The sequence below is a fragment of the Parabacteroides faecis genome, from assembly GCF_014647375.1.
Classification (GTDB): Bacteria; Bacteroidota; Bacteroidia; order Bacteroidales; family Tannerellaceae; genus Parabacteroides; species Parabacteroides faecis.
Genome location: NZ_BMPB01000016.1, coordinates 13,640 through 26,473, shown reverse-complemented (window position 1 = coordinate 26,473; position 12,834 = coordinate 13,640). Strand labels below are relative to the sequence as shown.

Below are 12,834 nucleotides of genomic sequence, written 5' to 3'. Positions count from 1 at the left end.
TTAAAATAATTGTATCTCAGAACATTCCATTACCGGTTGTTTATCACCCGGTATCAGGATCACATCGATAGACTGTCGGGTATTCGCCGGAACATCGAACTCAAAACCGACAAAAGTCGTTCCGGCATTCGATGTATCATAATCATGGGGCGACTCGGTACTCCAGATCTTGCTTTTCAAAGATACCGTTCCGTTAGCTTTAATGGTCAGTTTCCGGTTATCCATTGAAAGCAGGATAGTGTGATCGTCTATGAGTTCCGGAGTTGCAGCAGTCAAAAGATTCCAGCGAACGGAAGCCTCTTTATTTCCGGTCCGGACCTCATCACGAATCAATACATATTCATCATTTATGATCCCGGCACCTCTTTTCAGACTACTGACTTCCGTCTCATACAAAGGAGTCAAATCCATCGACACAGACATTTGTCCCCTTTTCTCCGTACTATTTTCAATCGGAGCATGACCGGCTATAATCTGTTTCTTCCCATTTATTGTCAGCGTATTATGGGCCATATTATTATAACGGAACACATCCCACCTCGGAGATTCCTGCTTCATATTCCACAGATCAATACCTTTCGATTCCAGGGAATGATAATCCTGTGCTCCGAAATCCATCGCCCAACGGATACCATCCGCCTCCATTACAAAAGAGCCGATATCCATATGACCGTGACTTTCATTCGGCGTTCCACCTTTTACACCTAAATAGATCGAATGATCCGAATCCCAGGAAGTTCGCATAATGGCCAGAGCACTTTTTCCCTGTCCGGTATACATCCGTTCTGCAGGAGTTTTCACATTCCTGAACGATACATCCTTACTCCATACAAGCAACATAGGGAGATAGCGGTCTTTTGTCAGGCTCGGGTCTTTCTTGACCTCCAGTGTTGCCAGCTTATCCAATTCCCGCCAGATAAGTGATAAATTCTTAGTTTTACCTGCAAACCAGTACATGACCGGATTAATAACAGTTGAGCTTCCGTTATCTGCAAAGTTAAAACACTGCAGGTTAGCCTGCTTCGATTCCGTTACACGCTCCAACGACTTAACAGCCAATTTATTTACGACTTTCGCAGTTCCTTCCATATGTTGCATGAAAGTGGCCGTGTTCAGAAATCCGGGAGCTTCGCAAAGGCCGAAATCTTTCTTCCAGATCGTTTCCAGCATATTTATGAACAAAACATTATAGGTTGTACCATAAATCCAGTAACCATACCCTTCCGGATAAGCACCGTTATTCACATAGACGGTCATTGGTCTACGTATGGATTCCAAAGCACGATTGACCAAAGCTGCCGATTCTTCCGGTTGCAGCTCATATAAGGCCAATGCTCCGAAAGTTATTCCTCCGTTACACACCTGGTTCCAGTTGTTATTACCAGCCAACCAGCCATTATATTGCTTTTCCAAAGAAGGTTGCAACCCCTTACTTCTGATCGCCGAAGCAATCTCCTTCCTCGAGTTTTCGGACAGTTCGTGATATAACCAGTCATATCCGACCGACACCGCAGCGGTCATCTCTGCTACGTCCAGAAAATGGCTTGGATTCCAATCCGATAAGGCCGCCACCGCCAACAGTTCTTTCTCGGCCCGCTTGAAATATTTCCCATCTCCGGTCAGACGAAAAGCATACGAGAGGTAGAAAATTCTCCGGATAGCTTCCCGTGAAGTATGTAATATCCTACGTCCTTGCTGGTTACGGGTAAGAACAGACAACGGTAACATCCTGTTACACTCCAGAATGATCTCCTCATGCAGATTCTTCAACAATGGTTCGGTAGCTATTTTGTCTTTCAGGATCTTCTCTTCCGCCTTCAATAAAAGAAGACGGGGATGATCCGGGATTACCTCGTTCGAAGAGACTCCGGATAACGACTGCGCATGCAAAACTACCGGTAATAATAGTAGCATGATCAATTGGATATACTGTTTCATTCTTTCCTCCTTTCAGCCAACTAAATTAATAAAAAACAAATGTACCGGATTCCTTCCGGAAAATCCGGTACACGACAGATCGATTATCCGATCATTTCAGTTTATATTCAGGATAAGCATCGACAACATGCATGATACCATTAGTCGGTTGCAGATTAGACGTTACCACAGAAACGATTTTTCCAGAGTTTACCACTTCATTGATTCTAACCTCAAATTTATTCTGTGCATCATTGTTCTGAGCCCTCAGACTAAGATACATGGTCGTATTCGGATTTATTGTTTCCACTTTGACCGGTGTCGTGGTCAAATCCAAAGAATGATAACGTCCTTTTATTATGTAAGAATTCAACAAAGTCTTAATATCCTCAATTTTCATCGCCTGCAAACCAGAATAATGCTGATCTTTCAAATAGCTGGTAAATGCTACATCATTGAGGACAATAAAGGTCCGTCCTTCGGTTTCATATTCCTGCTGATAACCTGCCAGGTTAATGGCATCATACAACAAGGACATATCCATATTTTTACGACTTTCAATAAAAGCATAAGCATTCATATCCATTGTTAGCTCTACCGGACTGTATTCATATTCAAAATCCTTTTGTAAGTCAAGTCCGAACAAATTACATGAACTGAACAAGGGAACCATGAAACAACCTATAATCAATTGTAATAGTATCTTTTTCATATCTATATCTTTTTAATAATTACCGTTTTGAACCAAATTCGCATTTTCCAGTATATTGTTATAATAAACAGGCCAATAGAGTTGCCATTCTTCTGTGAAGCGAGGACATACATCACTTGTCTGCGCTTCAATATAGTTCTCAAAATAGTTGTTCATTACTTTCATGGCCCGTCCCGTACGGATCAGGTCAAACCAACGATGCCCCTCCCCTAATAGCTCCAGTTGTCTTTCTTGTAAGATGGCATCTTCCATAGCTAGTATCTTATCCGATGCTTGTGTAAAATCATTCATCGTTTTCAGAGACAGACCGGCACGTTCACGGATCATATTCAAAAGTTCCAGAGCTTCAGCCTGCCTTTGTTGCTTATTCAGTGCCTCAGCCCTCAACAACAGAATATCGGCATAACGATAGAATGGGAAATATTTTTCATTTGCTTCAATGACCCGTTCACCAGGTTGCCACTTCCAGATGGCTGCATCCCCGTTCGGACTGGAAATATGATTGGAAGCATAGACTACTGTCGTATCGATCGTCTGGTATCGGCGAAGATCAGCCTGATACTCCTCGGTATTCCACAAATTCTTTACCCCTTCCGATGGGATCATCTGAGGGGCAGACGTACGGCACATCATATAAATGATCCAGTTCTGTTTGTTATTCTGGTAAGACCATTTCATGGTCCAGATATTTTCGCTAGTCGTACCATCTGCACAAACCTGTCCGAACTCAGTACCTTTGACCAGTGAATAACGTTGTAGATCCATCAACTTTCCGGAATATAATATCGCTTTATCATAATCGTGCATCCACATGGCATAATCAGTGTAAAGAGCATATAAAGCTCCTGGATTAAAACGAAAAACATCATTCAATCCTTCATCTGCCAGTTTAACCGCTTCTCCCAGGTCCTTCCCTATGAGTTCCAAAATCTGGACCTGAGAAGACTGGGTCGGTTTTTCAACATCCGTCAAAGAAAGGGTCGGTTTTTCAATCAAAGGCACATTTCCCCATATTCGCGTCAGGTTGAAATAACAAAAAGCACGTAAAAAATAAGCCTCAGCCATATAATTATTCTTCTTAATTTCCGTCAGACCTTGCACATCCGGAATATAATACAAAGCATAATTTGCTGTAGAAATTGATTTATACCATACATTCCAGTCTGCAGAAGCATGGGAAGAATTCAGTTTATTTGTATTGGCCGCAAATGTAGGCATACTGGATGAGACTGTCGTGCCAATAAAATTATCGGAACGCATCTCAAACCAGGTCATATAATTCCCCCCGCTATTCTTATTATAATTCGTCTGAAAATCTGCATAAATTGAATTCAACGCGGCGCGCACATCATTGTCTGTTTGCCAGAAAGTAGAAGTTGCAATGTCGCTCACTGGGTTCACATCCAAAAAGTCATTCAGACAAGAGGTGAACAAAAGAGCCGATAAGAAAACTGCATATATCTTTTTCATATTTGTATACATTTAAAAATTAACATTTACGCCAAACAAAATATCTTTTGCTTTCGGATAGGAATTATTATCATAACCTACTGAAAATCCGCTACTAGGTAATTCCGGATCGAATCCTGAATAGTTCGACCAGGTAAAGAAGTTCTGCATCATAGCCGATACACTCAGAGATTCAAGACCGATCTTTTTCACTATATTCCTGGGAACCTCATAAGCCAAACGGATATTCTTCAGACGGATATAAGAGCCGTCTTCAATCCAGAGACTGCTGGCAAAACGGGTGTTATCCATTACAGCCGCACCGTTCGGTTTCGGGAACTTAGCAATATCACCGGGAGCCTTCCATGAGTTTGCTATATTGGCCGGATTTCCACGGGTAATAGCCGACCATTTATGTTCAGAACGACTCTGTTCATAGGCATTGAAAACATCCCCTCCCAAAGCAAATGAGAAGAATAAAGAAAGCGTAAAACCTTTATAGGTAAAATCGTTATTGAAACCTCCGATCACATCCGGTTGACCACACCCCAGTACCTGACGGTCTTTAGCATCGATAATACCATCTTTATTCACGTCATCCCACATCACATCACCACCTTTGAATACATCTCCGTTGGCCGTATTATAACGATATTGTTTGATCTCACCATCATAGGCTTTTCCATCCAACTCATATCCGGTAAAACGGTCTTTCGCATCAAATATCGGAGTCAATTGCCGCCAGTCGGAAGTAAAAGCGTTGGATTCATCATACGGGAAAATAGCTTTTGCTTTCCAACCGTACATTGTTCCTACGGCATAGCCTTTATCAAGGATATACACGGTATTGATAAACTGCTGGCCACCTTCCGGAATAGAAACAATCTTATTTTTATTGAAAGAAAGATTCAAAGAGGTACTCCACTGGAAATCTTTCGTATCGATGTTTGTTGAATTGATCGTAATCTCCCAACCGGTATTTTTCACATCCCCGATATTCTGATAAGAACTACTAAAACCGGATGTCTGAGGTAATTTTACCTGATAAAGGACATCTGAGGTCTTTTTATTATAATAATCAGCTATTAATCCGATCCGTCCATCCAGGAAAGACACATCGAGACCTATATTATATTGCTTCGTTTGTTCCCATCCCAGATTCCTGTTTTCCAACTGGTTCGGATAAATACCCGGCATATCTGCATAAAAATTGGTCGTGTATAAACCCAAAGACGAGAAATTTCCGGCTACCTGATTACCTGTTACACCATAACTCAAACGCAATTTGGAGTCACTGACCACAGGTTTCATCCATTGCATAAAAATCTCGTCAGAGAACCGCCACCCGATCGATGCGGAAGGGAAAAATCCCCAACGTTTGTCAGTACCGAAACGGGAAGAACCATCATAACGCAAATTCGAATTAAACAGATACTTACCTTTATAGCTATAAGACACACGTCCAAAGAAAGAAGCTAGTCGGTTTGCCGTCCAGGTCGCTTTCGTATTGGTCATATCTACACCACCATAGGCATTGGAAATCTCAATGGCATCGCTGATATTATCCACTACAGCCAGTTTTGTCATTTCTGTTTTAAATTCCTGGATACTGAAACCTCCCAATACGGTCAATGAATGATCTTTATTAAATGTCTTGTTATAGGTCAGTACATCTTCGTGCGTCCAACTGGTCTTTGTATCATCCTGATTAGTTGCTTTACGCCGTTCATTTACATCCAGGATAGCCGGACGGAAGCTCTGATATTTTTGCAAATTGATACTACCGGCAATACTTGCCTTGAATTTTAATTCATCTAATATCTTATATTCCAGAAATTCATATATATCCAGATTGTATATTTTATAGTTATTCTTCCCCACCATACTTTCAGCCAATGGGTTACTACGACTGGCAAGGATCGGAGTGTAACTACCGTCAGGTTCTATTACATTATAATTAGCAGGCCGCTGGAGGAGTCGTGACCGGGATTCACTGGTAGATCTCCGTTGATTGGAAATAGTCAGTGCCAAACGATTACCGATAGTCAATCGCGGTGTCGCATTATAATCCGCATTGATACGGGTGGTCAGGCGTTTGTTAAAGGTATTGATCTGAATCCCCTGCTCACCCAGATAACCGGCACTGATAAAATATTTTATTTTCTTTTCCGCACCGGATACACTGACATCCACCTGGTTGGTCCAGGCATGTCTGAACAGCAGATCCTGATAAAAATTATCAGCGGTCATAGAGGGGTTCAAAGAGTCACGATTGGCTATTGTCGTATAGTTTCCATTCAGGAAATTACGCAATGTTTCATACTGGATACCTTGTAAACGGCTCATCTGTGCTAATTTCTTTCCAATACGCGATTGTTTTAATGAATAGTTGGCTGAAACTTTAGCCTTTCCTTCTTGTCCCTGCTTCGTTGAAATGATTACAACACCATTAGCTGAACGGGAACCGTAAATTGCTGCTGATGCAGCATCTTTCAAAACTTCAACAGAAGCGATATCACGCGGATTGATATTATCAATGCTTGAAACTTCCATTCCGTCAACGATAAACAACGGGTTGGACCCTCCATCACTTAAAGTGGATGTACCACGGATACGAAATGTAGCATCAGTACCTGGTTCGGAAGTACTCATGATATCCAGTCCGGATACCTTCCCTTGCAAAGCAGATGCGATATTGACAGGTTCATTCGATTGCAAGTCCTTGTCACTCACAGAAACAATAGACCCGGTTATATCCCTCTTTTTCATCGAACCGTAGCCGACAACAACGACTTCATCCAACGCCTGGGAAGATTCTTCCATATTCACATTGATAATTACCCGGCTGTTTACATTTACCGTATGTGTATTATATCCAAGAAATGTGAATTCCAAAACACCTGTAGGAGGTACCTGAATAGAGTATTTACCATCCATATCGGTCATGGTTCCGGTTTGCGTTCCTTTCAACACGATATTGACTCCTGCCATCGGGCCTAATTTGTCATTCACCGTTCCGGTAACTTGTATATTCTGGGCAGAAAGGAAAGTCCCTATACTTATAAAAAGCATAAAGAGCAAAAACTGTCTATATGTATTAATGTGGTTCATTATGTACTGGATTTATTGTTATTATTCTTGTATTGTTGTCACAGTGATTGTATAAGTAGCTGTCTTTTTTCCATCTTCCGAAGTGACAGTAAACTTAACAGGGTCCGTAAAATCATATGCTTTCCCATCCGGCTTGTCAAACGAGGCATTAAATGATTCAGGAGACAGTTCAAACTTCGGGACCAGTTTTGTAATATCAGTGTTTGCGGGCACTTTCAGAGTCGCAGTTTTATTATTTTCATTACAGATCGCCCTGATCGGTTCGCCTGTTTCCGGATCAGCCACTCCCGGGAAAGTAACGGCATATAGCTGACATGCCGCATACTGGTATGTCATATCCTTAATCACCTCATACACGGCCTTTTTACCACTTTCGGCCACAACCGTATATTCAATCAGATCTGCAGAAAAATCTATTGCCTCCAAACTTTTAGGAGTGACATCACTCCAGGGGGCTGCTACAATCTCCGGACGGATATTTTTCAAATCCAGATGAGGAGGCAATTTCAATGTAATTGTTTTTTTACTTTGGTCGATTGTTGCTATATGCTGCACATACACATTCCCCCCGTTTTGTGCCGGATTCAAGGTAAACCTGACTATACTACGCATATTGGAAGGTGGATAATCGCTCACATCCTCACTTCCACAACCAAAACAAATGCAAACCAGGCATAAAAATGCACTGAAATAAATACTTAGTTTTTTCATGTGTCAAAACAACTAAAAAGGTTAAACATATATTCTTTTATTTCTCACGTTCTGCAAACTTGTACATCTCGGAAGCCGCCATCAGAAAAGCTCCACTACCATATTCCTGGTTGTCAGAAGCTTTTACATTTTCCGGACTGGCCCCAATCGCCTGTACATATCCCAATTTACCATTTTCGTCGATACAGTCCAGTAAAGCAGTCCATGCCCGACGCACCTTCGGCAAATAAGTATCCTGCGGTAATAATCCGTTATTGATTCCCCAGATCATGGCAAAAGTGAAAAATGTACTGCTGCTGGTTTCTTTTACCGGAACCTCATCCGGATCGAGAAGGCTGGCCCGCCAAAGGCCATCCGGTTGCTGTACTGAAGCTATTTTCGTCATCATCTGTATATATAATTCCTGGTAATCTTTATAAATAGGGTTATTTTTCGGAACAAGTGAAAGCAGTTGGGCCAGTCCTCCTATCACCCAGGCGTTTCCGCGGCCCCAGAACACTTTTTGTCCATTAGCAGTCAATGCATTAAAATAACGTTTATCTCTGAAAAAAAGGCTATCTTCCTTACTATACAGAAAATCAGTCGAATCCCAATACATATCCTGAAGATATTCATAATACTTAGTATCTCCTGTTATATCAGCCAACCGGGCTAATACCGGAGGTTCCATATATAAAGCATCACACCACCACCAATCGACACGCCCGGGCTTCGGATCAGCAATCAGACTGTCTACCGCCTGTTGGATTCCCCAAAGCATTTTAGGATCGCTTTCTACTTTATATACATCCAAATAAGCCTGTCCGCAAGCCAGATCATCCGCATGACGAAACCGGCGTCCTCTTTTCCAATCCCATCCATCGGCCCATTTCTTGGTCTGTTCCAGATAAACAGGGTCGGAAGTTGTCTGGTAGGCGTACATTATTCCTGAATAGAATACGGAACGAGCCCATTGTTCCTGTTCTGCATTCAGATCTACCGGATGACCAATCTGCCATCGAAAAACCTCGAGCATCTTTTCTTTAATAAATGACTGCGAATAAATTTCATCCCCGGTTATCTTCTTTTCACCGGATAATGAACAGGAGCATAGCTGGATTGTCAATACGCTAATAAAAACAAATTTCAACTTCATGGCTTGTGATTTAGGTGATTTCTTGCTCAAATGTACATGGATAATAAAAAGTCTTTTTGCCCGAATTATCATCCTTTTGTCCCATTTTGCCATATATGTCGAAGAGAAGAAGAAAAAGCGATCTGTACTAATTTTTAGAACAAATGAGCAAAAGTATCCTATATTGTTTCGTTGCCGGTTTATATATATCTTTGCACCCCAAATCAACAAACAGAAAAAAGATTCATGAAACGACTACTGGTACTTTGCCTGTCCGCCTTTCTGGCAGGGACTACTTTTACCGCTTCTTCTCAAAAGCCATTAATCCCGAACAATACGGAAGCTTTCAAATTATTTCTGGAAACACATGGATCTTACAACGAAGCTCTTTCCGGAGAAGCGGAACGGGACCGTTTTCTGCTGAATGATCTTAAAGTGGAAGCGACAGGAACCGTTACCCCCTGGCTTTCTTATGCTTACCGGCAGGTTCTTTGTTACCGGAATGACTGGGTACGGGCAAACGGATTCGGTTCCTATATCGAGAATGCCTGGGTAAATTTCCAGTTATCGGAGAAGTTTTCCGTGACAGCCGGGAAACAGGATGCTGCCTGGGGAGGATTTGAATATGACGAGTATCCTTACCGGATTTATGACTACAGCGATATGAACGACTGGATGGATTGTTATTTTACCGGAATCGGAGTCAGTTATGAACCCGTCGAAACACAGGAAATCTGTTTGCAAGTGACTAACGGTAACGAGAACCGTAGCAAATCTCCTTCATTCTATAATCTGGGATGGAACAGCAGTTATCTGGACGAAATGTTATCGCTTCGCTATTCGGTTACCGCCGGACAACAAGCAAAAGGAAACTGGATGTGGATGGTCTGGGGCGGACAACAGGTAGAAGCCGGTAAATTTCTCGGATATTTCGACATCATGTATACACGGGGGAAAATGGATCCGCTGGGATTGTTAGCAGAACAATTTGAACCGGAAGATGAAGAATCGGGAGCCGAAATTGCCAATACCGGCTATCTATCCCTGGTAGCCCGACTAAACTATCAAATACATCCGAAATGGAATCTTTTTGTAAAAGGGATGTATGAAACAGCCTCTGTCTACAAAACGAACAACCTATTCGAATCCGGCAAATACCGTACTTCCTGGGGATATCAGGGAGGTGTCGAATTCTACCCGCTGGGCGACGATAATCTCCATCTTTTCATTACCGGAACCGGACGGGCTTACAGTCTGACAGAAAGAGCAAAGGCGCTCGATGCCTCTGTCGAGAACACCGGACGCCTTTCCATCGGGTTTGTATATAAAATACCTTTATTCTAGAACTGTAATAACAACGAATCCCCAGCCTTCATATCTACTGTCAGCATACCGTCGATAACAGGGAGGGATGCCGGATTCTGATTCATTTTGATACTCAGATTTGCCGATTGAGCGGGAAGCTTGATCCGGAATGTTCCCGGTACAGTAGCTTTCAATCCGGCTTCTGTCAGTTGCCCTTCCGCCCATTTAGCTGAAACTTCGCCGCCACCCTGTACCTTTAAGCCTTTAAAACTACCGGTCTCCCAAGCAGACGGTAAAGCAGGAAGCAACTCTATATTTCCGGTCTGGCTCTGTATCAACATTTCGGCAATACCGGCACAACCGCCATAATTACCATCGATCTGGAAAGGCGGATGCGCACAGAACAGGTTCGGATAAGAACCGCCTCCGTTCACCATGTTCGTCCCCTTCTCCACACAAGGACGAAGCAGGTCTACCAGCAATTTATAAGCATGGTCGCCATCATGCAGGCGTGCCCAGAAATTGATCTTCCAGGCCATCGACCAACCGGTGCTTTTATCACCACGGGCCTCCAAGGTCTTACGGGCTGCTTCAGCCAGTTCAGGTGTATGCTCCATCGAAATTTCATTTCCCGGATACAGGCCATACAGATGAGAGACATGGCGATGATGAGGTTCTACCTCTTCAAATTGTTCCAGCCATTCCATGATACGGCCATCTTTACCGATCGTAGTCGGCATCAAACGGGAACGTTTATCAGCCAGCTCCTGACAAAAAGCAGAATCGACACCGAGAATGTTGGCGGCTTGAATCGTATTGGTAAATAACTCGCGAACGATCTGGTTATCCATTGTCGATCCGGCACAGATATGCACCACTTTACCGTTCGGCATGCGATAAGCATTTTCCGGCGAAGTAGTAGGAGCCGTTACCAAATAATTACTTCGGGGATCACGTACCAACATATCCGTAAAGAACAGGGCCGCCCCTTTCATTGCCGGATATACTTCTTTCAGATATTCTTTATCCAGTGTGTATTGATAATGGGTGAACAGATGTTCACAAAGCCACGCAGCAGAGGTATTGGTCGCCCCCCACGAAGGATGCTCGCCCGGAGCCGTAAATTCCCATACATTTCCCAGGATATGAGTCACCCATCCACGGGCATTATAAAAGACTTTCGCCGTACGCTCTCCACTTTCTACCTGTTGTTTGATCCATTCCGTCATCGGAAGATGCAGTTCGGAAAGGTTGGCCACTTCTGCAGGCCAATGATTCATCTGAAAGTTGATATTCAAATGATAATCTCCGTTCCAGGGGGTATTGATCGTATTACACCACAATCCCTGAAGATTGGGAGGTAACGAACCGGTACGGGTCGAAGAGATCAGCAGATAACGTCCGAACTGGAAATAAAGCGCACCCAATGAGGGATCGTTCCGGTCTTGCTGGAAAGCCTGCAAACGTTCATCGATCGGCATATCGTCCCTTTCGGAACGTCCCAGATCCAGTTCGACCCGGTCAAACAAGGAACGGTAGGCATTCACATGCTCTTTTCTTAAAGTCGGATAATCTTTTCTTTCCGATTCAGCCAACAACGAGAATATCTGATCCTCGAATCCTTCATTCTTATAATTGGTAGCCATGCTTACCAAAAGAATAGCCTCGGAAGCATTCTGAACAGTCAGCGAACTATCCCCGGGGATAAGCGAGCCTCCTTTCGGCAGGACAACACGTACACGTGCTGCATATTTGGTACCTTTCATCTCCAATGTATCCACACCGTCGGGCAACTGGCCTTTCATCAGCAAGTCTTTGCCGTCGACCGACAATGCATAATGCTCGGGACGGTTCATGCCTACCGTGAAATTAAGCGCCTTATCAGCATCCGCCACCAGATGTACCACCCCCAGATCTCCGGAAAAAGAGGTAAACGATTCACGGCTGTAGTTCACTTTTCCTTTACGGAATGAAGTTGAAGCGATCGCATCATTCAGATTCAGTTCCCTCCGGTAAGCAGCCACTGAATCCGAATCACCAACATAGATATAATCCAGAACGAGATTTCCCAGCAACTGATAACTGCCATACGGTACATTGGCACCTTGCCCCTGACCGCTACCCGCACCTTTACAAACAAAAGTACGATACATCAGGTCCTGTGCTTCGTCATTCTTTCCTTCAAAGAGCAGACGACGTATGTTCGCCAGTGACCATACAGCTTGCGGATTATCCGTATCCTGTTTACTTCCCGACCACATGGATATTTCATTCAACAGAATGTTCTCCTTGTCGACCCCTCCGTCAGGCATCATTCCCAAGCGGCCGTTTCCCAATGGTAGTGTTTCCTCCCAGATACGGGCAGGTTCATCAAAATGATAAGCAATCTTGTTGGCTGTTTTCATTTCCGGCATATCGCAGGCTGTCAGTAAGACCAATAAGACGGCAACAGAAGGACGAATCATCTTCCGCCCTATCTCCTTTAATCGAATTGAGTTCATAGTATTATAAAATA

Annotated in this window: 8 protein-coding genes; 1 reads left to right on the top strand and 7 read right to left on the bottom strand. The window is 43.2% G+C overall.

Features of this window, described 5'->3' with window-relative positions; all coding sequences use genetic code 11:
- The 6 genes from IEY67_RS25240 to IEY67_RS21165 form a co-directional block, all read right to left on the bottom strand.
- Positions 1-1,938 carry a heparinase II/III domain-containing protein gene (locus IEY67_RS25240; RefSeq protein ID WP_229801159.1) on the bottom strand — a complete coding sequence of 646 codons (1,938 nt, stop codon included), beginning with the start codon at positions 1,936-1,938 and terminating at the stop codon, positions 1-3.
- Between the two features lie 91 nt (positions 1,939-2,029).
- A complete protein-coding gene (locus IEY67_RS21185; RefSeq protein WP_183672306.1) occupies positions 2,030-2,629 on the bottom strand; it encodes a fasciclin domain-containing protein in 600 nt (199 codons plus the stop codon).
- 12 nt (positions 2,630-2,641) lie between these two features.
- Positions 2,642-4,099 (bottom strand): RagB/SusD family nutrient uptake outer membrane protein, encoded by a 1,458-nt coding sequence (locus IEY67_RS21180; RefSeq protein ID WP_183672305.1) that lies wholly within the window; start codon positions 4,097-4,099, stop codon positions 2,642-2,644.
- A 12-nt stretch (positions 4,100-4,111) separates the two neighbouring features.
- The gene (locus tag IEY67_RS21175) at positions 4,112-7,150 is read right to left on the bottom strand and encodes a SusC/RagA family TonB-linked outer membrane protein (RefSeq protein ID WP_229801158.1); all 3,039 of its coding nucleotides are present in this window, start codon (positions 7,148-7,150) and stop codon (positions 4,112-4,114) included.
- Between the two features lie 60 nt (positions 7,151-7,210).
- A complete protein-coding gene (locus IEY67_RS21170; RefSeq protein WP_229801157.1) occupies positions 7,211-7,900 on the bottom strand; it encodes an SGBP N-terminal domain-containing protein in 690 nt (229 codons plus the stop codon).
- Positions 7,901-7,937: 37 nt separating this feature from the next.
- The gene (locus IEY67_RS21165) at positions 7,938-9,035 is read right to left on the bottom strand and encodes a glycoside hydrolase family 88/105 protein (RefSeq protein ID WP_183672304.1); all 1,098 of its coding nucleotides are present in this window, start codon (positions 9,033-9,035) and stop codon (positions 7,938-7,940) included.
- 225 nt (positions 9,036-9,260) lie between these two features.
- Between IEY67_RS21165 and IEY67_RS21160 the strand changes: the two genes are divergently transcribed.
- Positions 9,261-10,358, top strand: coding sequence for a porin (locus IEY67_RS21160; RefSeq protein ID WP_183672303.1), 1,098 nt, complete (start codon positions 9,261-9,263; stop codon positions 10,356-10,358).
- Here IEY67_RS21160 and IEY67_RS21155 read toward each other — a convergent pair.
- Positions 10,355-12,784: a glycoside hydrolase family 95 protein gene (locus tag IEY67_RS21155; protein ID WP_183672388.1), complete on the bottom strand. Its 2,430-nt coding sequence runs from the start codon at positions 12,782-12,784 to the stop codon at positions 10,355-10,357. The two genes, IEY67_RS21160 and IEY67_RS21155, sit on opposite strands and share 4 nt — an antisense overlap.
- Between the last annotated feature and the right edge of the window lie 50 nt (positions 12,785-12,834).